Source organism: Roseobacter sp. MED193, assembly GCF_000152965.1.
Classification (GTDB): domain Bacteria; phylum Pseudomonadota; class Alphaproteobacteria; order Rhodobacterales; family Rhodobacteraceae; genus Pseudophaeobacter.
Genome location: NZ_CH902583.1, coordinates 1,789,244 through 1,812,831, shown reverse-complemented (window position 1 = coordinate 1,812,831; position 23,588 = coordinate 1,789,244). Strand labels below are relative to the sequence as shown.

Genomic DNA, 23,588 nt, shown 5'->3' with positions numbered 1-23,588 from the left:
GCGCGGAGCAAGCCTGCTCTTAACAAAAGGGGGGCTCCCGCCCGGAACGGGGGTGGATCAAAGATCCATCCATTCCCGTTGGGCCCAGCACCGCTGTCGCGGTGCTGGTTCCGCAAGCAGGCACAGTTGGCGCGTGCAAAAGAAAGACAATCTGGCTGAGACGGCCCTCAGGGGCAGGTCTGCCCTGAGGTGCCTGCTTTAAGTTTGCAAAAGAGCTGCGCGTCAAGGGTGAACCGCGCTGGCGCGCGGCCGCTTACAGCGGCCCTTGACCCGCGAACGGAAGCGACCCGCTGGTGGCATCTCGCAGCTGGCCTCGCAAAAAGCAAAGGCCGGGCTAGCGGTTTTCGCGCAATCGACCCACAACACCCGTTGGGAAGAAGTAAACGCTGAGGATAAACAGCACGCCCAGCCAGAGCAGCCAACGGTCGGCGCTGAGCAGTTCGGGCAGCAGCGGTAGTCCCTCTACCAGATGAGAGGCGGCGCCCATCAGGTTTTGCAGGTAGTTCTGTGCCAGCACAAACAGGGTGGCGCCGATCATCGCGCCATAGAGCGTGCCCATGCCGCCAATGACCACCATGAGCAGGATATCAATCATCAGTTCCATCGACAGCACGGTGTCGGGGCCTACATAGCGTAGCCAGACCGCATAAAGAGAGCCCGCCAGTGCCGCAATTGCCGCTGAGAGGCAGGTGGCGGCGACACGGTAGTAGACCACCCGGTAACCAATGGATTCAGCGCGAAAGTCATTTTCTCGGATCGCCTGCAACACCCGGCCAAAGGGAGAGTTCACCACCCGTAGCAGCGCCAGAAACAGCAGGGTCGCTCCAATGAACACGAAGTAATAGGCCAAGAGTTTGCCGTTGAGTTTGACCCCAAAGAGGCTGCCGTCAAACATCTCTTTGCCAAATTTGAAGGCGGGGCCCAGCTGGCGTGGGGTTTTGAAGGTGAGGCCATCTTCGCCCCCGGTGAGGCCAGAGAGCTGGCTGACCAGCACCGCCACAGCGGAGGCCACGGCGAGGGTGATCATGGCAAAGAAGATGGCCCGTACCCGCAGTGAAAACAGCCCGATCAGCAAGGCCAGAGCCGCCGCCAGGCCAGCGCCAGCCAGGGCGCCGATGGCGATGGCATCAAAGCCGCGCCCCATATGGACCGAGGTCAGGGCAACGCCATAGGCGCCGATGCCAAAGAACATGGTATGGGCAAAACTGACGATACCGCCGTAACCCAAGAGCAGATCATAGCTGGCCACCAGCACGATAAAGATGCAGATCCGGGCAGCGGTATCAACAGTGCGCACGCCGGGAAACAAAAATGGTGCCAGTGCCAGACAGATCAGAATGCCGCCGAGGATCAGCGCCAGTGGCAGGGAACGCGGCATATCGCCAGAGAGAAGAGAGCGGATCATTTTGCTTTTACCACCGGAATCATGCCCATAGGGCGCCACATCAGAATGGTGACCATCAGGGCAATATTGGAAATGAGGGCTGCCTTGGGTTCGATAAAGGCGATGTAGTTCTGCATCAGCCCCACCAGGAGAGCGCCAATAAAGCAGCCTTCAACTGAGCCAAGCCCGCCGATGATCACCACAATAAAGATCAGGATCATCGCATGATTTCCCATATGGGCGGTGATCACCTCTTGGTAGAGCGCCCACATGACGCCACCAAGACCTGCGAGGGCAGAGCCGGCAATAAAGACTCCGACAAAGACCAGTTTTAGCCGATAGCCAAGGGCCTGCACCATCTCGCCGTTTTCTACACCGGCGCGCACGATCAAGCCGATCTTGGTCCGGCGCAGCACCCAGCGCATAGCGGCAAAGACTGCCAGGCCCACGGCGACAGCGACCAGCCGGTATTTCTCGATCGCGGCCCCAGCAAAGGTGATGGCGCCTTTCAGGGCCTCGGGGCGGTTGAAATAGATCTCTTCGGGGCCCCAGAGCACGATGATTAGCTGTTCCACCACGATGAGCCCGCCCATGGTGACGAGGATCTGTTTTAGGTGATGGCCATAAACGGGCGCGACAATGACTTTTTCAAAGGCCCAGCCCATGGCGCCAGTGGCCAACATGGCTCCAAGGACAGCCAGCAAGACAGCTCCGAGATTTAGCATTAGGGAGGGTGCTTGGGTCATGTGGCCGAGGGTCATCAAGACGGTGATGCCTACAAAGGCCCCAACCGAGACAAAGGCGCCATGGCCAAAGTTGATCACATCCATCAGCCCAAAGACCAAGGTGAGGCCTGATGCCATGATAAAGATCATCATACCCATTGCGAGGCCTGAAACCGTGAGCGTCAGCCAGCTGGCCGGGTTCATGATGGCGAGAAAGCCTGCCAAGGCCAACAGCGGTACCAGCAGCACGGGCATATAGGGGCCAAGGCGCTCGGCCAAGGTGGTCTGGGCCATGGTAGGGGCGTGTTCGGGAGCGGCGCTCATGTCTGGGCCTCCTGAGGTCTATTGGGGGGGGATCCAGGTGTCAGCCAAGTGGTCGTTTGAGGCAGCGGAGTGGAAAGGAGCATTAGTGCGTCTCCATGCTGAGGCCCATGAGCCGTTCCTGCAGGGCTGCGTCCCGGCTCAGTTCGTCCATTTCTCCGGCCCAGATCATCCGGCCATCATCCATCACATTGGCACTGTCTCCCAGTGCTTTTGCAACGGCAAAGTTCTGTTCTACCAAGAGCACGGATGAACCCTGGTTTTTTAAGTCTTTCAGTGCCTTGGCCATGGTGGAGATGATCGCAGGGGCAAGGCCCTTGGTGGGTTCATCAATCAGGTAGAGCTTACGCTCCTCTACCATAGCGCGGGCAATCGACAACATCTGCTTCTGCCCTCCCGACAGGGTGCCGGCGTCGGACTTCCAAAAGGTCTTGAGCGGCGGGAAGGCGGTAAAGATCCAATCCAATCGACCGGAGTTGATTGGGCCGGACACCGCAGCAAGGGTCATGTTTTCCTCGACCGTCAGGTCGGCAAAAATACCCATGTCTTCGGGGACAAAGCCAAGCCCAAGCCGTGCAATGGCAGGCGTCGGCATTTTGGTGATGTCTTCTCCATCAAACAGGATCCGCCCCTGATGGGCGCGCCAATGGCCAATCACGGTGCGCAAGGTGGTTGTCTTGCCCACGCCATTGCGCCCCAGCAGCATGGTGACGCCGCCACGGGGCACCACCAGATCAACGCCCTGCAGAATATGGTACTGGGCTATGTTTGTATAGACGCCCTCCAGCGTCAGAATGGAATCAGACATCGGCGAGAATTCCTTCGAGACCACGGCCCATATAGGCTTCTTGGACCACATCCGAGGCCATGACTTCGGCCGGGGCACCATCTGCGGCCAGGGCGCCGTTGTGCAAGACGATGATGCGGTCGGCGAGGCTGCGGATCACGTCCATCTTGTGTTCGACCAGCAGAATACTGCGGTCTTTTTGTTCCTTCAGCTCTGCAATCAGATCCAGCACCACCGGGGCCTCATCGACGCTCATGCCCGCGGTTGGTTCGTCAAACATATAGACATCCGGATCTTGGGCGATCAGCAGGGCGACCTCGAGCTTGCGCTGATTGCCGTGGGACAGTTCAGAGACCACCTGATCTCGTTGATCGAGCAGTCGCACCCGGGCAAGGATCTCCTCGGCCTTATCTGTCAGATCTTGATGGCGGGCGACCATGGACCAGAGGTTAAAGCCACGTCCCAGTTTGGCCTGGATCACCAGTCGCAGGTTTTCCAGTACTGAAAGTCCGGGGAACAGATTGGTGAGCTGAAAGGCGCGGCCAATGCCTGCCTTGGTGCGGGCAGAGACTGAGGCGCGCGTGATGTCGTGGCCACGCAGCGAAACCGAGCCTTCCGAGGCCGGGATCTGGCCGGAAATCAGGTTGAAATAGGTGGTCTTTCCTGCGCCATTGGGGCCAACAATTGCGGTGAGCTCACCAGCATTGAAGGCGCAGGTGACGGCATCAACGGCCACATGGCCCCCAAATCGGACGGTCAGGTCACGGGTCTTCAGAATGGGTTCTGTCATATTGATCTCGGAGTGTTCTCTGATGGCCCGAGCCGCTGGGGCGACTGCGTGGCTTTTCTGAGAGAAGGGGCAGACCAGGGGGCGGGCACCCTCTGCTGAAGGCCATGGCCCAAAGAGGGGATCCTTGGGCCATGGGACTGGAGTGTTTAAGGCTTATTGGTTGCGGATCGGGATCGGCATCTCTTCGATGCTCAGCTCGCGCACCAGTTCCGGTACTGCCCATTCAACGCCATCCTGTACGGTTAGCTTGAAGTGGTACATGGTTTGCAGTGCCTGGTGGTCTTCTGCGCGGAATTTCATGGTGCCTTTGGGGGTTTCCCACTCCATGCCTTCCATCGCGGTGATCAGCTCTTCGGTATCGGTGGAGCCTGCCTTGCGGATCGCCTCAACAGCGGCAATGCCTGCGGCCATGCCACCTGCAGTGAAGAAATCCGGTGGGCTGTCAAAGCGTTCAAAATGGGTTTTGACCAGCCAGTCGTTCACCGGATTGTCAGGCAGTTCGTAGTAGTAATAGGTGCCACCTTCCATGCCTTCATAGTCTTTGAAGCCTTTCAGCGCCGCGAGGATATTGCCAACGCCTGCAAATTCGATGCCAAAGCGGCCCGGATCCATCGCGTGGATTTTGCCCAGTGGGTTGCCACCGCCGGCCCAAATCACAAAGAGCTTCTTGGTGCCGTCCAGATCTTTCATCGCATTAAAAATGCGTTCCCCTGCTGCGGTGAAGTCGGTGGTATCTGTGGGCGCGTATTCCTCGTGGACGATCTCGATCCCCTGAGACGCCAGGGCCTCGCGGAAGGCGGCGATGCCGTCGCGACCAAAGGCATAGTCCTGCGCAAGAGTGGCGATCTTGACGTTGTCACCAGCCAGCGCAATGGCACTGGAAACCGCGTCCTGCGACGAGTTGCGCGAGGTGCGGAAGATATAGCGGTTCCAGTTGGCACCGGTGATGCTGTCGGCCACGGCGGGCTCAACGATCAGGATCTTTTCATACTCTTCGGCAACTGGCAGCATCGCCAGGGCCACGCCTGAGCTGACCGGACCAATCGCCAGGTCGACTTCGTCGTCACCATAGGCTTCTTCGAGCAGTGCCTTGCCGTTTTCCGGTTTCAGCTGAGTGTCTTTTTCGATCATCACGATCGGCTCACCATTGATCTCCATGGTGCCGCCGGTGGCATATTCCAGCCCCAGCATCAGACCGTCGTGGCTTTGTTTGGCATAGGCCTCAAACGGGCCGGTCTTGCCATAGATATGGGCAATTTTGATGTCTGCAGCGGCGGCCGAAGCCAGTGCCAATGCAGAAACCATTCCTGCAAGCAAAGTGCGTTTCATGTCGTTCCTCCCTGAGGGCACGCCAGTTTATAGGGCTGGCGCAGTCTCGCTCCTGTGCCTTCAGGCTAACGGCGGCCTCACATTTTGGTCAATTGCAGGGAAATACGTATGTCGCCTCTCTCCCGCAGTACAGGCTTACTGCGGCTCTCTCCCCGCTGCAAGTCGCAGCCAGAAGAAGGAAGAGGGGCGGGATCGTTCAAAGCGTTGCGGCAATTTCGGTGATGACGCGATGGGCCATCATCACATCGGCCTCGGTGGTTTCGAACTGTCCTGCCTGAAAGCGGATCACCAGAGCGCCGTCGACCCGCGTTTGTGTCAGGTAAATACGGCCGTCATCATTGATGGCATTGACCAATCTCAGGTTCAGGTCATCCAGATCCGGTGCGCCCTCGGGGGCATAGCGGAAAGTCCAGAGCGACCACATCGGCGGTGTCACGATCTCAAAATCAGGCTCTAACGCAAGCCTGTCATGGAGTTGCTGTGACCAGTTGATGTGATTGCGCAGCCGCGCGCGCAGCCCTTCCAGGCCATAGGTACGGATCAGGAACCAGATCTTCAGTGCGCGAAAACGTCGACCCAGCGGCACCGACCATTCGGAGTAATTGATGATACCATCTTTGCCATGGGTTTTCAGATACTCAGGGCTGATGGCGAGCGTCTGCACCAGATCATCGGGATTTTTCAGAAAGTGCGCCGAGCAGTCAAACTGCACGCCCAGCCATTTATGCGGGTTAAAGACGATGCTGTCGGCGCGCTCGACTCCCGGCCAATAGTGGCGATACTCGGGGCAGATCATCGCGGATCCCGCCCAGGCAGCGTCGATATGGCTGTAAAGCCCGTAGTCTTCGGCGATCTGCAGGCAGTCCTTTACCGGGTCCGTGGCGCCCGTGCCGGTGCCGCCCACACAAAGGATCAACCCGGCGGGCTGTAACCCGGCGGCGATATCAGCCTCAATGGCGCTGCGCAGTGCGACAGGGTCCATACCGCGCCAGTCGCCCTTTATCGGCACCCGCACCAGATTCTGCTGGCCAATGCCCGCGACCCAGATGGCACGATCCACCGAGGTATGCACCTCGGAGGAGCAGTAGATTCGAAGGGGTTTCTGGGCGAACAGCCCCTGTTGGTTGCCCTGCCAGTTCAGGGCCCTTTCGCGCATGGTCAGCACCGCCGCCAGCGTAGCTGAGGAGGCCGAATCCTGGATGACGCCCTGGAATTCGCTGGGCAGATCCAGCGCCTGGCGCAGCCAGTCCATCATCCGGGTTTCCATCTCGGTTGCAGCTGGTGAGGTCTGCCAGAGCATACATTGTGGCGCGATGGCCGAGGTCAGGAATTCCGCCAGAACCGAGGGGGCAGCGGCATTTGAGGTGAAATAGGCAAAGAAGCGTGGGTGTTGCCAATGGGTGATCCCGGGCATCACGATCTCTTCGAAATCGGCAAAGATCGCTTCCATGCCCTCCCCATCCTCGGGCGGGATGGCGGGCAGGGCGTTCAGCACATCGCCGGGTTCAGTATTGGCGCGAACCGGTTTGTCGCCCACCGTCAAGTGATAGTCCTGCGCCCAGTCGGCAATACGGCGACCCCAGCCCGAGAATTCATCCCATTTCATCTTCAAAACTCCAGTGTTCGGGCCATTGCCCGGACAGCCCCCGATCCTCCTCATGGATGGGTCGGGGATTGTCCTAATGTCCTGTTAGGGTGCAATAATCGGCTGCGCCTTGAGCGCGCTTTCCTTGGTGCTGGCACCTTCAAAGGCCGAACCTTCCTCAAACCAACTGCGCGGTGCGGGTGCGCCCCAGAGTGTCTGGCGTTGCGGGTCCTTTAGGGACCATTTGATCGCTTCGAGATCGGGATCGACGGTTTGGTAGTCAGAGCAATAGATTTCAATCCGGTGGCCGTCGGGGTCGCGAACGTATAGGAAGAATGCGTTGGAAATGCCATGGCGGCCCGGGCCGCGTTCAATATTGGCGACGTAGCCGGTGGTGGACATCAGATCGAGCAGGTCGATGATGTTGAGCGGTGTCGGCACCCAGAAAGCCGAGTGATGCAGGCGTGGCCCGGTGCCATTGGTAAAGGCCACATCATGCACACCGCCCTTGCGGTGCATCCAGGCAGCCCAGACCTTGCCGCTTTCCTCGTCTTCGGTGTATTCCGTGACGCGGAAACCGATCTCGTTGTAAAAGGCGACAGAGGCATCCACATCCGCTGAGAACATGTTGAAATGATCGATGCGCAGAGGTTTCACCCCGTTATAGAGCTTGTACTTCTGGTGGATCGGCTCCAACCGCTCCATCTTGACGTAGAACTCCAGCGGGATACCCCAGGGATCGCGGGTCCGCAGGGTGCGGCCCATATGGGGGCGCTCCACCCAGTCTACTGGCAGGCCTTTGTCCGCAAAGAACGCGGCGGCTTTGTCGAGGTCAGGCTCATCAAAGAGCTTAAAGCCCAGCACGCCGACTTCGGCCTTGCCTGCCTGAACCAGCACAATACAGTGATGGCCACGCTCTTCCATAGCGCGCAGATAGACACGGCTCTCGTCTTCCTGTGTGACCTGTAGGCCGAGGATTTCAACATAGAATTTGCGCGAGGCCGCCAGATCGGTGACGCGGTACTCTACATGAGAGAGCCGTACGATATTGAAGGGTGGATAAAGGACGTGGGCGGGAACGGGCATGGGCAGACTCCTTGCTGAGGGATCCGGACGAAGGGGGCGGGAGAAAAGGAAGGCTCCGCTCTTGTGGTTAACATGTGTAGCTTTTTTGAGGCGTGCTGTCAAATGCTGAAAAATCCCGCCTGCAATTGCCTTTGGTCAGGAATATGGGTGATAAACGGGTATGAAAAACAGATTGCCTTCGACTGCCCGCTCTTTGCCCATCGCCCTGCTACGCGCCCGCGAGCGGGTGATGGGGCCCATTCGTAACCTGCTGAGTGATGTGGACCTCACAGAACAGCAGTGGCGGGTTCTGCGGGTGGTGCAGGAAACTGCCGGTATCGACCCAACCGAGATCGCCGATCAGGCCTGCCTGTTGCTGCCCAGCCTGACGCGGATCTTGCAAAAGCTAGACGAGAAAGGGCTGATCAGTCGCGAACGAGACAAGGTCGATAGACGCCGCCAAATCATCCGCATTACTGCTGCAGGGGAAAAAATCATCGAAGCCAATATCGCGGCCAGCATTGCAATCGTCGACCGAACCCGCGAAAAAATGGGGGAGGAGCGCTATGAGGCGCTCTTGGATCTTTTGAACGATCTTGACGAGATCGAGCTCTAGGACAGTTTAACCTGCCCGACGCAAGAACACCTGAACATCCGCTACATTGGTCCCGGTGCCGCCACAGATCAGCAGGGCCTCTGCGGCCTTGAGCGCGGCATAGCTGTCATTGTTGGCCAGCAGAGCACCAGGGTCCACGCCGGTTTTGGAAATATTTGCCCATGTTTGAGGCGTCGCGATACCCCCTGCGGCATCGGTTGGACCATCGCGCCCGTCCGTACCGCCTGACAGGAACAGCCAATCGCCGCTTAGCTCGGTTGCACCGCGGTGGGCCATGCGCAGGGCCATCTCTTGATTGCGCCCTCCACGGCCGTCGCCGCGAAGCCGCACAGTGGTTTCGCCGCCAAAGATCAGGGCCACGGGTTGGTCCAGGGGAGCATTCTTGGCAGCTTGCAGGATTGTTTCTACCGCCTCTGTGACATCACCGACAAGATGGTCGCTGACCAACTGCGGTTGCCAACCAAGAGTTGCGGCCCGCTCCATCATTGCAGCAAGGCTGTGCCGGTTGGAGCCAATGAGGGCGTTGTGCGCTTCTGGGAGTTGCGCCTCCACAGGGGAAGCGGTCAGTTGGGTCCTGACGGATGCTGGAAGATCGTCCCAGATCGCTGCCTGCTGCAAGATGGCGCGCGCCGCGGTCTTATCTCCCAAGGGAGAAACTGTGGGGCCCGATGCAATGGCACGCAGATCGTCGCCAATCACATCTGACAGAATATAAGCCTGTACGGGGGCTGGGGCGGCATGGTGCAATAACCCGCCGCCTTTCAGGTCTGACAGCTGCTGTCGCACAAGGTTCATCTCGTTGATCTCTAGCCCAGAAGCCAGCAATGCTGCGTTGACCGCTGCCTTATCTGCCAGGCTGAGTCCAGCGGCAGGGGCGACCATTAGCGCTGAGCCTCCGCCAGAGACCAACACGATGACCCGGTCCTGTTCTGTCGTCTGTGACAGGAAGTCAATCACGGCCGCACCAGCATCGGCGCTGGCCTGATCGGGCACCGGATGTGATCCGGCCAAAACCCGCACGCCGGGCAGCGCCCCTAGGTTTTCCGGATTGGTCACGACCAGCGCCTGACACGGTTCAGGGATATGCTGCAGCATTTCTTTCATCATTGGCACAGCGGCTTTGCCGAGTGCGAGCAGGTAGTCCTGCCCTCCATCCGATGGCGGCAACAGGGGCGTGGATCGCAAAGTTTCTCTTAGTGCCAGGGCAGGGTCTGCGCGGGCTACGGCTGAATCAAACAGAGCATGGGCGTCTTGAAGAAGGGTTGTCATCGGGGGCTTCGCCTTGTGGGGACAGTGAGATGTTACCGCTAAATATATCGTGGTTCTGCCCGAAACCTAGCAGTGAGGTCAAGGTGAGTGGCGCCTAGAGTCTGATTGAAAGCAGGCGTCTCCGGGCCTTTGACGTTTTTGCTGGCGTGGTCCTTGGGCTGTGATGGAATGCAGGGAAAGGGTCTGATCTGCATAGCGCATCCGGTGACGGAGCATCTGCCGTGTCAGCCGCATCAGATCTCCCTGCCGTTGCGGGTCCTGGGCCACATTCTCCATCTCACCTGCGCCTTTATGATCAAACAACAGTGGTGGCAGGTTGGCGGCAAATTCCACCAGGGTAAAGCGCCCATCTCGCAGGATGGCGAGGTTGGATTCAGCGACCGAAGTGCCCAGCATATTCTGCCAAATCGTCGGCACCTCGGGGTCGCCAAAGTCCAGTTCTGAATAGGAATACTGCCGCCAGTTCGCCGGGGGTTCACTACGCAGTAATGGCACCAGCGAGGCACCGTCCATAGAATTGGGGACCGCCTGCCCAACCCAGTCCAGAATGGTCGGGGTGAGGTCTATGGATTCCGTGATATCCTGCACCACGGATCCCGCCCGCGCCGCATTTCCGGGCATGCGGATGATCAGCGGTGTCTTATAGGCGGCGTCATAGGTCGTGAACTTGCCCCAGCTGTGGCGGTCGCCCAACATTTCACCATGGTCAGCACTGAGCACAACCAGGGTGTTGTCCTCCTGCTCACTGTCTCTGAGAAATTGCATCACCCGGCCGATATGGGTGTCGACCTCGCTCGCCAAGCCAAGATAGAGCGCCCGCAGGGTCTGGATGTTTTCATCGGTCGGTTCGAGGTCCGGAAAGCTAAGAACCGTAGAAGCTGGTGTATAGGCCTGGGTTGTCGGGCCAAAGAACGGATGAATGGCACATTCATCTGCAACCCTGTCGTGGCGCAGGGGCGGCGGAAGTTTGGCAGGGTCATACATGGCATTGTAGGGCGCTGGTGCGACCAGTGGCGGGTGTGGACGGATATAGGTGAGATGTGCAAACCAGCTTTGGTCGCTATAGGCTGGCAGGGTTGCCAGAAATCGATCGGTCAAAAAGGCGGTGTCGCTGTCTTGGGCCGTGTAGAGGGCGGGATCATTTAATCTTGCCGCACCTCCAGTTGGAGAGACCGGTTTGTGCAGGTCCCAGTAATCGTCAAATTTATAGCCCTTAGCCAGAAGATCTGCCCGCCAAGGGTAGGACATCTCCAGCCGCATCTCCAGCATTTCCTGGAAGCCCTCCATGTGCTGCTCATAGGTGCGAATGGCCGGGTCCATAGGGTGGTGCACGCGCGGATCGCGTGAGGTGTCAGTATAGCCAAAGAGCATTGGTACATAGCCAGCTTTGCGCATCTCACCGGGCAGGGTGGGGATATCATGGCGCAGCGGGGTGCCGTTGCGAATCGACCGGTGGTTCATCGCATATTGCCCGGTCAGTATCGACGCGCGCGAGGGGCCGCAGGGGTTCACCACAGTGTAGTTCTGTTCGAATGTCACCGACTGAGACATCAAGTCGCGCAGATTGGGTAGAGCAACATGCGCGGCCAGGGCGCCTGTCAGGCAATCCGCCCTTAGCTGGTCGATCAGAATGAACAATACATTCTTTGTCTGGGCGATATCTTTGCTCATATGCAGAATTCCTCTGACAGACGGGGTGCCTCATTGGCGCCAGATAAGCCTGTCCCCTGTGATTTGGGAAGAGCGTTTTCTATCGGTTGTGACTGTTTTTGACCGAATTTGACTGAACAAATGTGATAATGTGGGTTTTGAGTTGATTTGTTGGCGCTAACCTGACAGGTAGTGCTTTGTTTTTGTCTGCTTCTGGAGTCTCGCCCAATGCCGCGCCCATCTTCGCTATCTCACCGGGAGGTCGAGTTGCTGGAAACCCTGCGCCGCCTGGGTGGATCTGGGCGCAGTACTGAGCTTGCGTTGATACTGGATGTTTCAGAGGAAACCGTGCGCCGTACCATCAAATCCCTGGCCAAGGCAGGCTCGGTCGAGCGCGTACATGGCGGGGCCTATCTCGTGGGGCCCGCGGGCGCAGGTGAGACTGGGTCGAGCTTCTTCCGCCGAATGGGGGAAAACCCAGACGAAAAGGCGCAGATCGCCGCGGCGGTCATGCCACAGATTGTCGATGGTATGACAGTGTTTCTGGATGTGGGTTCCACCACCTCTTTCGTGGCAGAGGCGCTGCGACAACGGCGCAATCTGACGGTGGTCACGAACTCCATCGGAGTGGCGCAACTTCTGGCCAATCACAATGGCAACCGGTTGCACCTGCTGGGCGGCGAGATGTGCCGTGATGATCGTGGCACCTTTGGCCCGGTGGCCCAAGCGCAGGCAGGGCGTTTTGCCTTTGATCTGGCGATTTTGTCTGCCGATGCGCTGTCGCCGAAACACGGTTTGCTGTTCCACAATGCCGCCGAAGCAGAGCTGACCCGCGCGGTTACCGCTGCCGCAGATGAGGTCATGGTGGTCACCACCCATTCCAAGTTCACCGAAAGCGCGCCGCATCGTGGTCCTGAGCCACAACAGCTGACCCAATTGGTCAGTGACCGCGAACCCGGAAAGAAACTGGCCCGGGCCATGCAAGATTGGGGGGTGAGCTTTATCCTGGCCTCCTCCGCCTCCGAGGGGCAGTGATATGGCGATTCTAACCTTTCTCATCAGCCTTGCCGGGGCCACCATGTTTTTGCTGTTCGCCGTACGTATGGTGCGCACAGGCATCGAACGGAGCTATGGGGCTTCGTTTCAACGGCTCTTGACCGGTACCGGAAGCCAGTTGCATGCGGGCGGGGTGGGCGTTGGGCTGGCGCTGATTTTGCAAAGTTCGGCGGCGGTGACGCTGCTGGTGACTGGCTTTGCCTCTGGCGGCTATCTTGCCTTTCCCACAGGGCTGGCGATTGTTCTGGGCGGCGATCTGGGGTCAGCATTGATTATTCAGATCCTGTCGTTTGATCTGGACTGGCTAGTGCCCGTGCTTTTGGCGTTGGGCGGCTATCTTTTTGTAAAAACCGAGGGCAAGAAAACCCGCCAGGCAGGACGGATCTTGATGGGGGTTGCCTTTATCTTGATCTCGCTGCGCTTTTTGCGGGAGGCTATGGACCCGATCCGGGACAGTGCCTTTCTGCCTGCTGTCGCGGGCTATTTGGCGCGGGACTATATCACTGCCTTTTTGGTGGGAGCAGGGCTTGCCTTTGTGATGCATTCTTCGGTCGCGGCGATTTTGATGTGTGTGACCCTGGTGCAGATTGGCGCCATTCCCTTTGAGGCAGGGCTATCCCTGGTGCTGGGCGCAAATTTTGGTTCTGGCTTCATTCCGGTCTGGCTCAGTCGCGGCATGAGCCAAAGTGCGCGGCGTATTCCCTATGCTAATCTTGGTCTGCGCGGCAGCTGGGCACTGGCCTGTCTGGTTATGGTGAACTCTGGCCTTGGGGCAGGGCTGCTTGACAGGGGGCTGAGCGGTGCAGCGGAGGGGCAGATGCTGGTCTATGTCCACCTGGCGTTCAATGGGTCGCTTTTGCTGCTGGCGCTCCCACTTTGTGCCCGGATTGAACCTCTGATGCGGGTATTGATGGCTGAACCGGTCGCTGTAGAAACAGGCCTTTCGGGCGGACGGGTGAGCGCTCTTGAGTCGGGGGTGTATGGCCCGCCTGCACAGGTGCTGGCCAACCTCAAGCGAGAGCTCTTGCGGATGAGCGAGCTGGTGGAGACGATGTTTCGCCCGCTGGCTGATCTGTACCAAACCGGTGATGCGGCGCAGATAAAATCCCTGCAAGCCCTGGACCCAGAGGTGGACAGCTGCCTGTCAGCCATTCGCGCCTATGTTGCAGATATCCCAAGCGAAGGCTTTGCTGAAGGTGAATTGAAACAGGCCCGCGAGATGGTGGAATATGCAATCCGCCTGGAGACGGCTGGCGATGTGGCAGCACGGCGATTGGCGGTCCTTGCCGCGCGGCTGAACAAAAAAAATCTGCGCTTTTCCAGTGAAGGCTGGACGGAAATCCTGCATATGCATGAGGCGATCCTGGCCAATCTGCGACTGGCCTCCAATGTACTCATCTCTGATGATCTGGAAAGCGCTCGTTTGCTCAACGCTGAAAAGACCGAGTTGAAGCGGATGGAGAGTGATAGCCGTAAACGGCATCTCAAGCGATTGCAGAACAATAAGCGCCATAGCTTTGATACATCAGATATCCACCTGGAAACCCTGCGTGCTCTGCGCGAGTTCAATAGCCATGTAGCGGCGGTCTCCTATCCGTTGCTCTACAAGAATGGCCAGTTGCTGGAAACACGGCTGATTGAAGACTTGGAAGCAAGTTGAGACCCAAAGAACAGGCTCTAAATTGGGCAATTTCTCACCGGAACAAACGAGGAAATTCCTAGAATGACAGCCTTTGTTGTCGCCATCATCCTGTCTGCCGCCATACTGCATGCGGTCTGGAACGCCATTGTGAAAACGGCAGCAGACCGTACGACCACCCTAGGGTTGGTGGCGCTGGGCCATGTCATTCCCGGGGCTGTCATGGTGGCCTATCTGCCGCTGCCCGAGCTGGAAAGTCTTGGCTATGTGGCTCTGTCGACGCTGATCCACTTTGGCTATTTCTACATGTTGGGACAGGCCTACAAACATGGCGATCTAAGCGTGGTCTATCCGATTGCGCGGGGTATCGTGCCGGCCCTGGTGGCGCTTTGGGCAATGGTATTTGCAGATGAAATCCTGCCGCTGCAGGCCTGGGCTGGCATCGCCCTGATTGGCCTTGGTATCCAGCTTAGCAGTTGGCAGGCGTTGAAGTCCGGGGTTGGCCGGATGGCACTTCTTTATGCACTGGGAACGGGGGTCTGCATCTCACTCTATTCTCTGGTTGATGGACTGGGCGTGCGCCTGTCGGGCAATACCCTCAGCTATTGGGCCTGGGGAGCGTTTGGCCACCTGTTTATTGCCGCCTTTATTGGCCTGCGCCGACGCCGAGTGCTGGCCCAGATCCCAACACGCCATTGGGTTATCGGCCTTGCGGGCGGCTTTGTCTCGATGACGGCATACGGCTTGGTGCTCTTTGCAAAGAACTTTGCGCCCCTTGGGGCAGTCTCAGCCCTGCGGGAAACCTCGGTGATTTTTGCTGCCCTAATTGGATTTATCTTTCTGCGCGAAGGCAACTGGATTCGACGTTTGGGGGCTGCGGTGGTCATGGCCATTGGAGTTGCCATGATCGGATCGTCTGTTTGAAAGGCATTCGGAAGGGAGGTGCTACAATGAGCAGCTGTTAGCATTGACGGAAGGATCTGAGAGGCGCAAACTCCTGTTACAACACCACCTTATTGTGTGACTGTTGAGGAGAATCGAGTGGAGCTATTCAGAAACTGGAGCCATATTTTTGTGTGTTTCGGCATTTTGGCCTTATCAGTTTTTGAAACTGTCACTGTTTGTTGGGCGCAATGCCCCGCACTCTTTTAGATACCAAAAACAATAAAAAACGACACCAACAAACCCACTAGGGAGAAATTTGAATATGACTACCAAATCTAATGTCACGCGCCGGACCCTGCTGAAAAGCGCTGGTGCGGCTGCTCTGGCGGCGCCGCTCTATTCCAAAAGCGCGCTGGCCTCTTCGGGTGAAGTGAACATTCTGATGTGGTCGGATTATCTGCCCCCAGCCTTCATCGAAGGCTTTGAGGCAAAGACCGGCATCAAGGTGAATTACACCGGTATTGGCTCTAATGAGGAAATCATCAACAAGATGAAGGCCACCAAGGGTCAGGGTTTTGACATTGTCTCGCCCACCAACAACCGCTCGCTGCAGTGGGGGCCACTGGAATTGTTGAAGCCTTTCGACATGAGCAAGGTGAACATCGACGCGGTCAACCCTGCGATGGCCAAAATCGGCACATCTGCTTGGAACTTTGAAGGCGCTGGCGTGCATTGGTTGCCACATATCTGGGGCACCGAAGGCATTGCCTATCGGACTGACAAGTGGCTGCCTTCAGGTGATGCACCTTCTTACGGCGATGTCTGGTCCGAAGAAAACGCCGGCAAAACCATGGGCCGTGCCCATTCGATGATGCTGGGTGCCGGTCTCTACATGGAAGCCTCTGGCGAAATGGATCCTGGATCTGTCTGGGCGGCCTATGGTGACGAAGACACCATGCGTGAAGTCTGGGGCAAAATCACCGATTGGTGCATGGCGCGCAAAGATCGCATCAAGCTGATTTGGAACGATGCCGATACGCAGAAAAACGGTCTGCTGAACGAAGGCGTTGTTGTTGGCCAGACTTGGGATGGTCCACCGCTGGCGCTGAAAGCCGCTGGTGAGCCCGTGCATTATCAAGCCCCTGTTGAGGGTGCGATGGCCTGGGTTGACGGCATGTCCATGCCCGTTGGTGCCAAGAACGAAGAGCAGGTCTATGCCTTCATCGATTACGCCTTTGGCAAAGAAGCTGCAGGCAAGGCAATCGACAGCCACGGCTACAATTCGCCGGTTCTGGGCGCGGATTCCTTCTCAGGTGATGTCTACAAGAAGAACTTTGCCGAAGCCTATCCTGGCGACAGCCTGGCCAACCTGAACCCATGGCCTGCTGAAGCGCCTTGGTACGCCGAAGTACGTACTGAGTTCGTCAACAAGTTCAAAAGCGCCTAATCCGCTGAGAACATCGAACTGGTCCCCAAGTGTATTGGGGGCCAGTGCCGGGCTATGCCGCGACGCATGGCGCGTTTGAACCACATCTGAATGAACAGAGCAGCCTGTTTGCGCCGGGGGTATTCTCCACCGGGCACAAGAGGTGCGAGCTGAGGAGAGACCACATGAGTGCTGGGGTCGGCGTAGATCTTGAAAACCTCTGGATCCGCTTTGGAGATTTTGTCGCCGTGCGCGACGCAAACGTGCATATCAAGGGTGGTGATTTCTTTTCCTTCCTTGGTCCTTCGGGCTGCGGCAAGACCACGATCTTGCGCGCTGTTTCCGGCTTTCTGGACCCCAGTGAAGGCCAGGTGCTGATCGGCGGCAACGACATGAAGGGCATTGGTCCAAACAAACGTCCCACAGCGCTGATCTTTCAGAACCTGGCGCTGTTTCCGCTGATGAAGGTCTGGGAAAACATCACCTTCTCGATGGAGATCAAAGGTGCCTCGGCCAAGGAGCGCCGCAAGCGCGCCGATGAGCTGCTAGATATGATCGCGCTGCCGGGTCAGGGCGACAAGCTGCCTTCCGAGCTGTCCGGTGGTCAGCGCCAGCGCGTGGCCATTGCCCGTGCGCTCTGCGCTGAACCTGACGTTTTGCTGCTGGATGAGCCGCTATCGGCGCTGGATTTGAAACTACGCCAGCATATGCGGACCGAGCTGCGCGAAATCCAGCAACGGGTGGGCATTACCTTCATCTACATCACCCACGACCAGGGCGAGGCTCTGACCATGTCCGATAACATCGCGGTGATGCGCGCTGGGGTGATCGACCAGATCGGCGACGGTAAAACCATCTACAACGATCCCTCAACCGCCTTTGCCGCGTCTTTTGTTGGCGAGAACAATGTTTTCCGGGGTACTGTGAAGCAGGTACAGGGCGATAAAGCGCTGATCGCGACAAATCGCTCTGGTGATTTGCTGGCGCGGATTTCCACCGCCAATCAGGGTAAGATGAAAGCCGGAGATGACGCGATGATGTTTATCCGCCCAGAGGCTTTTGCTTTGGCGCCCGCCGGCACCCAGGGTGATCATTTCGTCACCGCAACCGTCACCAACGAAGAGTTTGAGGGCAATAGCTTCAATATCTTCATGGAAGGCGAAGGCGGCAAGGAAATGAAGGTGTCTTTGCCAAACCTTGGCCAGTCCTTTGACAGCCACAAGGGCCAGCCGATGACCCTGCAATATGATGTCCAGAACGCTGTGGCCTTGCCCGCTGGCGATCTGGCCACTGAATAGGAGGTGTGGCGATGCCTCGTTTCCTAAAAGAGTTTTTTGACCGTAACGGTCTTGGCATCGGCTCGCTGATGCTGGGGCTGGTGCTGTTCTGGACCATCGGTCTGATCATTCTGCCGCAGCTCTCGATGCTGGATTTCTCCTTCCGGCCCAACCTGCCACCTCCTGAAATTGGCGGACCAAAAGACGTCTACACAATGGAGAACTACAAATACCTAGTTTTTGGCCCAGAAGGTGGCAGCCAAGACTACAACGCGGTGGATCTCAAGGTGTTTTACCGCACCCTGGTGGCGGCAATTTTTGTGACCATCTTTAACCTGATCCTGTGTTATCCGATCGCCTATTATCTGGCCCAGACCAAGGGCAATCACATCCGTATCTTTGCGCTGATGCTGATCATTCCTTACTGGATCAACGAGATCCTGCGGGCCTTTGCGTTGCGCATTATCTTTGGCGAAACCGGGGTGCTCAACAATTTGCTGGTGGCCGCAGGGATATTCGACACGCCCTTTGACTTTGTTCGCAACGATATCGCGCTCTATGCGGGGCTGGGCTATGCCTATATCTTGCTGATGATCTTCCCGATCTACAACGTGATCGAAAGCCTAGATCGCAACCAGATCGAGGCGGCACGCGACATGGGGGCCAGCTGGCCAATGATCCACCGCCGGGTGGTCATTCCCTATGCCAAACCGGGGATCAGCTCTGGCTGTACCATGGTGTTTATGCTCTCTGCCGGGGCACTGGCGGCGCCACAGATTCTGGGTGGTCCCTCCTCTTTGTGGTTTACCCAGCTGATCTATCAGCAATTCAACGACAACTCTGACTGGCCACAGGGCGCGGCCTATGCCGTGGTGCTGCTGGTGACCTGTATCCTCTTGGTGCTGGCCCTCATGCGGGTGTTCAAGGTGAACATGGGGGATATCGGCAAATGAAGAACCTCTCATTTATGCGCCTGAGCATCTGGATCTACCTGGGCGTTTTCTTTGCCTATCTGCTCGGACCTCTGGTGATCATGTCGGTTACCGCCTTCAACTCACCAGAGTTCCCGCGGGCGACGCCCTGGGAATGCCTGACCTTTGAATGGTTCTCGGCGCTGTTTCAGGATGAGCGGATCCTGAATGGCATCAAGAACTCCATTCTGGTGGGCGCAGGCACTGTGGTGCTCTCGGTCGCCATGGGTTTGGCTGGGGCGCTGATGCTGACTCAGATCTGGCCCAAGCTCAGGGCGACCTATTACACCATCATCATTGCGCCAATCCTGGTGCCCGGTGTGGTCATTGGTATCTCGACGCTGGTGTTCTGGGACCGGATCAACCGTATGGTTGGATTGGGGGCAGACAGTTTCCTGTCCAACGGTTTGTTCCTCACGGTGATTGGCCAGTCCACCTTTATTGCCAGCTACTGTATGCTGGTGCTGGTGGCACGTCTGCAGCGCTATGATACCGCGCTGACAGAGGCGGCACTGGATCTGGGCGCCACCCATGCGCAGGCCTTCCGCAAGGTGCTTTTGCCCTTCATGAAGCCCGCCATCGCCTCGGCTGCGGTGCTGGCCTTCCTGGCGAGCTTTGAGAACTACAACACCACCACCTTCACCTTTGGCGAGTATCCAACGCTGACCATCGAGCTGGCTCAAAAGGTCCGCTACGGCATCACCCCGGCGATTTCGGCCCTGGCCTTTATCATTGTCTTGCTCACGGTATTTGCCGCCCTGTTCAACGAGGCCAATATCCGCCGCAAAGAACTGGTGGCCGAGGCCCGCAAGGAGGCTACGGTGGAAGAGTTGAGCTCAGGCCAGTTCAAACTGCCAGGCTTCCTCAGCTCAAACTGGGCCGCTGTAGCCTTGGTGATTGTCGCCTGTGCCACGGTCACTGTGGTTGGCACGGCCACTGTCTATAGTCCGCAGCAGTGTATCGCGGATGTTCAGGAGCAAAAGCGCCTAGAGACCGAGCTGCGCATTCAGGAGCTTAAGCGCCAGCGTGAACTGCGTCGTCAACAACAGGAGGCAGAGCAAGGCAGCAGTGCTGCTCCGGCCCAGTCTAAACCTGCGGGGAACGATTCCGGGTTTGGTGGTGTCTTTGCCCCTACCAATCTGGAAGGCGAAACAGAGCAGCAGGGGAGCACGGAAAGCGAGGGCAATAATTCCGGCTTTGGCGGTGTCTTTGCCCCCAGCACCCTGAGCGGTGAAGACACGAGCGAGGGATCTGGAAACTGATCCCTTCCTCATTATCAGAAAACAAACCCCGCCTGGCAAAGCCGCTGGGCGGGGTTTTCTTTTTATAACTTAGATAAAAGGGTGTTTCAGCCTTGCGGCAGGTGACGAGCAAACAGTGCGCCAGGGGCATCTGCAGCCAGAGGCGCCCCAGAGAGTCTTGCCATGTGCCAGGCCAGAGCCTGGTTGCTGCTCACCACGGGTTTGCCCAGACGCTGTTCCAGATCGGTAATGATATCAAGGGTACGCAGGTTGGTGCAGCTAAGGAACACCGCGCCCACCTCCGGATTTGATCCCACCTCCAACGCAGCCGCATGTATCGAGGCCGGATCAATGCGTGCGACATTGGCTTCAACCTCTTCGCCAAAGGAGACCATGGCGGGAACGGCGTAGCCCGCGGCCTCGAATGTCTGCCGCATAGGACCGGCGACCGTGTCTATGTAGGGGGAAACCAAGCCAATCGCAGAGACCTCCAGCGCGGCAAAGGCAGCAAGGGTTGCGCTGAGCGGTTGGGCAACATGGCGGGTATTCACAGCGCCCTGAACCAAAGTGCGCACACGGTCCACCCCGATCAAAGTGGTGCCTGAAGTGCAGCCATAGGCCACGGCATCAAACGTAGCAGCCTGTGGCAATAGGGCTGCAGCTGCGGGCAGATCGCGCCCCATCTGGGCAATGGAGGCGGGTGTCAGGTCTTCGCCCGAGGGAATGCGGTTCACATAGATCGCCACTGTGCGACTGGGAAACAGACGGCGGAAGTCCTGCTCGATGGTTTCATCCACCTGCAGGGCAATCAGCCCTAGCGTTGCTGCAGAGCCGATAGGCCCAGTGAGGCGGTAGGGGTAGTGGCGCATGCCATTGGGCTCCCTTTGCGGATTGAAAATCTATCGCGACCTTTGCCTACAAGGCCCAAGGCTGCAAGGGGTAAGCATCCAGGATCTGCACTTGGCCATTTCAATGGACGGGGCTTGCCAGCTTAGAACCTGGTGGCAGGCCACTGCATATTGGTACGAGCTGGGGCGCCTCTTCCGGGAGGCGGATCCTATGCGCAGGAAACGGGTCGTTTCATCTGTTCAGTTGGCCTAGCCTGGGCGGCAGGAAAAAAGGAGCCCTAGATGACGCAGCCGAGCCCATCCGTTGATCTGACATCTGGCGTATTATTGGCGGCATTGGCGCTGGTCTGGGGCGGGTCGTTCTTTTTCGCTGAAGTCGCCCTCAGCCAATTACCACCGCTCACCATTACCCTGTTTCGGGTGGGGCTGGCGCTTCCGGTGCTGTTTTTGGTTGTGCGCATCAAAGGCATCCAGATCCCAGGTGGGGCAAGGATCTGGGGCGCCTATCTTGGTATGGGAGCATTGAACAACGCCCTGCCGTTTTCGCTGATCTTTTGGGGGCAGACCCAGATTGAAAGCGGGTTGGCATCGATCCTCAATGGTACCACGGCGATGTTTGGCGCAGTGATGGCCGGTATCTTGCTCCGGGACGAGCCGCTGACATCGCAGAAGCTGATTGGCGCTGCCCTGGGATTTTTGGGCGTGGCGGTAATCATGGGACCTTCGACGCTGACCTCGTTTGATCCGCGCAATCTGGCGCAGCTGGCGGTCCTGGCCGCTGCCTTTTCCTACGCGCTGGCCAGTGTTTGGGGGAAGTTGTTTTTGGCGGGGCAACCGCCCTTGATGAACGCGCTGGGCATGGTGGTTGGCAGTACTGTGCTGATGCTGCCGCTGGTGTTCTATGTCGAGGGTATGCCTCGGTTGGATCTGTCCGCCGAGGTCTGGTGCGCCTTGATCGGTATCGCAGTGCTGTCCACTGCATTGGCCTATCTGATGTATTTTGACATTCTGCGCCGGGCTGGATCTGCCAATCTGATGCTGGTCACTCTGTTGATCCCGCCGGTGGCGGTTGGCCTGGGCGCCGGCTTCCTTGGTGAGACCCTGAGCCGCGAAGCCTTCCTTGGCTTTCTAGTGATAGGCCTGGGGTTGGTGGTGACCGATGGTCGCCTGTTCAAGGTCATAGCGAACAGGCGACATAGACCGGCAGATGCCCCAGAGTGATCAGCCGCTGGTGTTGACCGCATCCGGGTGTGCCTTGGCAAAGGCAGGGTGGGTGGCGCAGGCTGCCTCGACCGCTAGAATGCGGGGCATATCCGAGATGTCAGCGCCCCAACGCCGTGCGTTATAGAGCTGTGGCATTAGGCATATGTCAGCCAGGCCAGGGGCCTCCCCGGTGCAATAGGGGCTCTTGTCATAGGCGCCCAGCAGGGTCTCAAAGGCCTGAAGGCCGGGACGGATAAAGTGCACCATCCAATTGCCAGGCATTCCCTCGGCCCCACCGGAAAGCTGGGTGGCATGTTTCGCCACTTGCAGGTTGCAGACTGGGTGCAGATCCACTGCGATTGCATGGGCCAGGGCCTGGGCCTGAACCCGTGCGGCGGGGTCTTTTGGCAAAAGGCCCAGTTCGCGGGTCTGGTCCAGGTAGTCCAGAATAGCCAGAGACTGGGTCATGCGCAGACCGTCGATCTCTAGCACCGGCACAAAGCCCTGCGGATTGCGGGCCAGATGTTCTGGCGTCTTATGCTCACCCTTGACCAGATCCACGGTGACGGACCGGTAATCGATTTCAGCCAGGTTCAGCGCAATGCGTAAGCGGTAGCTGGCGGAGGAGCGCCAATAATCGAAGAGAACGGTGTCGTGCATCACTGATCTTTCCTGAAAAAATAGGGCCTATAAAGAGAGTATTGGGCACCCGAAGCCTCTCCGGTTGCCCAAGTGTTGTCAATCTATTGCAGGCTTATGGTCTGAGATCAGACCTCGCTCAGTTCTTTGGCATGCAGCCAGTCAGCGTGTTTTGGGGCCTTCTTGGTCTTGGACCATTCTTCCAACATCTCCCACTTCACGGCGTCGAGTTTTTCCAGCAGCGCCTCTTCCTTTGGATCGGGGCAGGCCAGTTCAACCCGGTGACCATTGGGATCAAAGAAATAGATCGAGTGGAAGATTGAGTGATCGGTCACGCCGAGAACTTCGACGCCATTGGCCTCGAGGTGGTCTTTGAATTCGATCAGGGTCTCGCGATCCTTGACCTTAAAGGCGATGTGCTGAACCCAGATCGGTGTGTTGGGGTCGCGCCCCATTTCGGGCTTGGTGGGCAGCTCAAAGAAGGCCAGAACGTTGCCATTGCCCGCATCCATGAAGATATGCATGTAGGGGTCGGGCTCGTGGGTGGAGGGCACGTGATCCTCAGCGATGGCCAGAACAAAGTCCATCTTGAGCATCTTGTTGTACCACTCGACGGTCTGTTTGGCGTCTTTGCAGCGATAAGCTACGTGGTGAATTTGTTCGATCTTCATGCGGGGTCCTCCTCTTTGGTGAGCGCAGCAGCAGCCAACGCCTGTTTCAGGATCGTGCGGTCGCCGATGTGGTTGGCGAGCACCAAAAGCAGACGGGCGTTAAACGCGTCGCTGTCGGCTTTGTCTCGGCCTTCGTGAGCGGTCAAAAGGTCCGCATAGAAATCATCGGCGCCGTCGATATTTGGGGTCAGAATCAGGGTGTCAGACATCG

At 57.9% G+C, this 23,588-nt stretch carries 22 protein-coding genes; 9 read left to right on the top strand and 13 right to left on the bottom strand.

The genetic code is table 11. The annotated features are described in order from the left end of the window. Nucleotides 1–334: 334 nt before the first annotated feature. From MED193_RS11065 to hpaD, 7 genes are all read right to left on the bottom strand, one after another. Nucleotides 335–1,405 (bottom strand): branched-chain amino acid ABC transporter permease, encoded by a 1,071-nt coding sequence (locus tag MED193_RS11065; protein WP_009809811.1) that lies wholly within the window; start codon nt 1,403–1,405, stop codon nt 335–337. Then, a complete protein-coding gene (locus MED193_RS11060) occupies nt 1,402–2,433 on the bottom strand; it encodes a branched-chain amino acid ABC transporter permease (RefSeq protein ID WP_039966116.1) in 1,032 nt (343 codons plus the stop codon). The genes MED193_RS11065 and MED193_RS11060 overlap by 4 nt, the downstream gene beginning before the upstream one ends. Nucleotides 2,434–2,515: 82 nt before the next feature. Next, nucleotides 2,516–3,238, bottom strand: a complete 723-nt coding sequence (locus MED193_RS11055; RefSeq protein ID WP_009809809.1) for an ABC transporter ATP-binding protein — start codon at nt 3,236–3,238, stop codon at nt 2,516–2,518. Then, nucleotides 3,231–4,007, bottom strand: coding sequence for an ABC transporter ATP-binding protein (locus MED193_RS11050; protein WP_009809808.1), 777 nt, complete (start codon nt 4,005–4,007; stop codon nt 3,231–3,233). The genes MED193_RS11055 and MED193_RS11050 overlap by 8 nt, the downstream gene beginning before the upstream one ends. 153 nt (nt 4,008–4,160) lie before the next feature. After that, nucleotides 4,161–5,336, bottom strand: a complete 1,176-nt coding sequence (locus MED193_RS11045) for a substrate-binding domain-containing protein (protein WP_009809807.1) — start codon at nt 5,334–5,336, stop codon at nt 4,161–4,163. 196 nt (nt 5,337–5,532) lie between these two features. After that, a complete protein-coding gene (locus MED193_RS11040) occupies nt 5,533–6,942 on the bottom strand; it encodes a pyridoxal-dependent decarboxylase (protein WP_009809806.1) in 1,410 nt (469 codons plus the stop codon). 84 nt (nt 6,943–7,026) lie between these two features. Next, nucleotides 7,027–8,007, bottom strand: coding sequence for a 3,4-dihydroxyphenylacetate 2,3-dioxygenase (hpaD, locus tag MED193_RS11035; RefSeq protein WP_009809805.1), 981 nt, complete (start codon nt 8,005–8,007; stop codon nt 7,027–7,029). 160 nt (nt 8,008–8,167) lie between these two features. Between hpaD and hpaR the strand changes: the two genes are divergently transcribed. Then, nucleotides 8,168–8,602: a homoprotocatechuate degradation operon regulator HpaR gene (gene hpaR / locus MED193_RS11030; RefSeq protein ID WP_009809804.1), complete on the top strand. Its 435-nt coding sequence runs from the start codon at nt 8,168–8,170 to the stop codon at nt 8,600–8,602. A gap of 6 nt (nt 8,603–8,608) precedes the next feature. Here hpaR and MED193_RS11025 read toward each other — a convergent pair whose 3' ends face one another. Both MED193_RS11025 and MED193_RS11020 read right to left on the bottom strand, forming a co-directional pair. Continuing rightward, entirely contained in the window at nt 8,609–9,871 is a 1,263-nt protein-coding gene (locus tag MED193_RS11025) for a glycerate kinase (protein ID WP_009809803.1), read from the bottom strand. A gap of 78 nt (nt 9,872–9,949) precedes the next feature. Then, the gene (locus MED193_RS11020) at nt 9,950–11,542 is read right to left on the bottom strand and encodes a sulfatase-like hydrolase/transferase (protein WP_009809802.1); all 1,593 of its coding nucleotides are present in this window, start codon (nt 11,540–11,542) and stop codon (nt 9,950–9,952) included. Between the two features lie 207 nt (nt 11,543–11,749). Here MED193_RS11020 and MED193_RS11015 point away from each other — a divergent pair, with 207 nt between their 5' ends. The 7 genes from MED193_RS11015 to MED193_RS10985 all read left to right on the top strand — a co-directional run bounded on the left by MED193_RS11015 (nt 11,750) and on the right by MED193_RS10985 (nt 20,037). After that, nucleotides 11,750–12,556: a DeoR/GlpR family DNA-binding transcription regulator gene (locus tag MED193_RS11015; protein WP_009809801.1), complete on the top strand. Its 807-nt coding sequence runs from the start codon at nt 11,750–11,752 to the stop codon at nt 12,554–12,556. Nucleotide 12,557: 1 nt separating this feature from the next. After that, on the top strand, nt 12,558–14,237 hold the full coding sequence (locus tag MED193_RS11010; RefSeq protein ID WP_009809800.1) for a Na/Pi cotransporter family protein: 1,680 nt from the start codon (nt 12,558–12,560) through the stop codon (nt 14,235–14,237). 63 nt (nt 14,238–14,300) lie between these two features. After that, on the top strand, nt 14,301–15,140 hold the full coding sequence (locus MED193_RS11005; RefSeq protein WP_009809799.1) for a membrane protein: 840 nt from the start codon (nt 14,301–14,303) through the stop codon (nt 15,138–15,140). Between the two features lie 283 nt (nt 15,141–15,423). Continuing rightward, nucleotides 15,424–16,548 carry an extracellular solute-binding protein gene (locus tag MED193_RS11000; protein ID WP_009809798.1) on the top strand — a complete coding sequence of 375 codons (1,125 nt, stop codon included), beginning with the start codon at nt 15,424–15,426 and terminating at the stop codon, nt 16,546–16,548. 164 nt (nt 16,549–16,712) lie between these two features. After that, the gene (locus MED193_RS10995) at nt 16,713–17,825 is read left to right on the top strand and encodes an ABC transporter ATP-binding protein (RefSeq protein WP_009809797.1); all 1,113 of its coding nucleotides are present in this window, start codon (nt 16,713–16,715) and stop codon (nt 17,823–17,825) included. An 11-nt stretch (nt 17,826–17,836) separates the two neighbouring features. Then, on the top strand, nt 17,837–18,757 hold the full coding sequence (locus MED193_RS10990; RefSeq protein WP_009809796.1) for an ABC transporter permease: 921 nt from the start codon (nt 17,837–17,839) through the stop codon (nt 18,755–18,757). Then, nucleotides 18,754–20,037: an ABC transporter permease gene (locus MED193_RS10985; protein WP_009809795.1), complete on the top strand. Its 1,284-nt coding sequence runs from the start codon at nt 18,754–18,756 to the stop codon at nt 20,035–20,037. The genes MED193_RS10990 and MED193_RS10985 overlap by 4 nt, the downstream gene beginning before the upstream one ends. Before the next feature lie 86 nt (nt 20,038–20,123). Here MED193_RS10985 and MED193_RS10980 read toward each other — a convergent pair whose 3' ends face one another. Further along, nucleotides 20,124–20,885, bottom strand: coding sequence for an aspartate/glutamate racemase family protein (locus tag MED193_RS10980; RefSeq protein WP_009809794.1), 762 nt, complete (start codon nt 20,883–20,885; stop codon nt 20,124–20,126). A 261-nt stretch (nt 20,886–21,146) separates the two neighbouring features. Here MED193_RS10980 and MED193_RS10970 point away from each other — a divergent pair, with 261 nt between their 5' ends. Further along, nucleotides 21,147–22,085: a DMT family transporter gene (locus tag MED193_RS10970; protein ID WP_009809793.1), complete on the top strand. Its 939-nt coding sequence runs from the start codon at nt 21,147–21,149 to the stop codon at nt 22,083–22,085. Here the strand turns inward: MED193_RS10970 and maiA are convergent, their stop codons facing one another. The 3 genes from maiA to MED193_RS10955 all read right to left on the bottom strand — a co-directional run bounded on the left by maiA (nt 22,086) and on the right by MED193_RS10955 (nt 23,586). Further along, on the bottom strand, nt 22,086–22,727 hold the full coding sequence (gene maiA, locus MED193_RS10965) for a maleylacetoacetate isomerase (RefSeq protein WP_009809792.1): 642 nt from the start codon (nt 22,725–22,727) through the stop codon (nt 22,086–22,088). Between the two features lie 107 nt (nt 22,728–22,834). Beyond that, nucleotides 22,835–23,377, bottom strand: coding sequence for a VOC family protein (locus MED193_RS10960; protein WP_009809791.1), 543 nt, complete (start codon nt 23,375–23,377; stop codon nt 22,835–22,837). After that, nucleotides 23,374–23,586, bottom strand: a complete 213-nt coding sequence (locus MED193_RS10955; RefSeq protein ID WP_009809790.1) for a DUF2783 domain-containing protein — start codon at nt 23,584–23,586, stop codon at nt 23,374–23,376. The genes MED193_RS10960 and MED193_RS10955 overlap by 4 nt, the downstream gene beginning before the upstream one ends. Nucleotides 23,587–23,588: the final 2 nt, after the last annotated feature.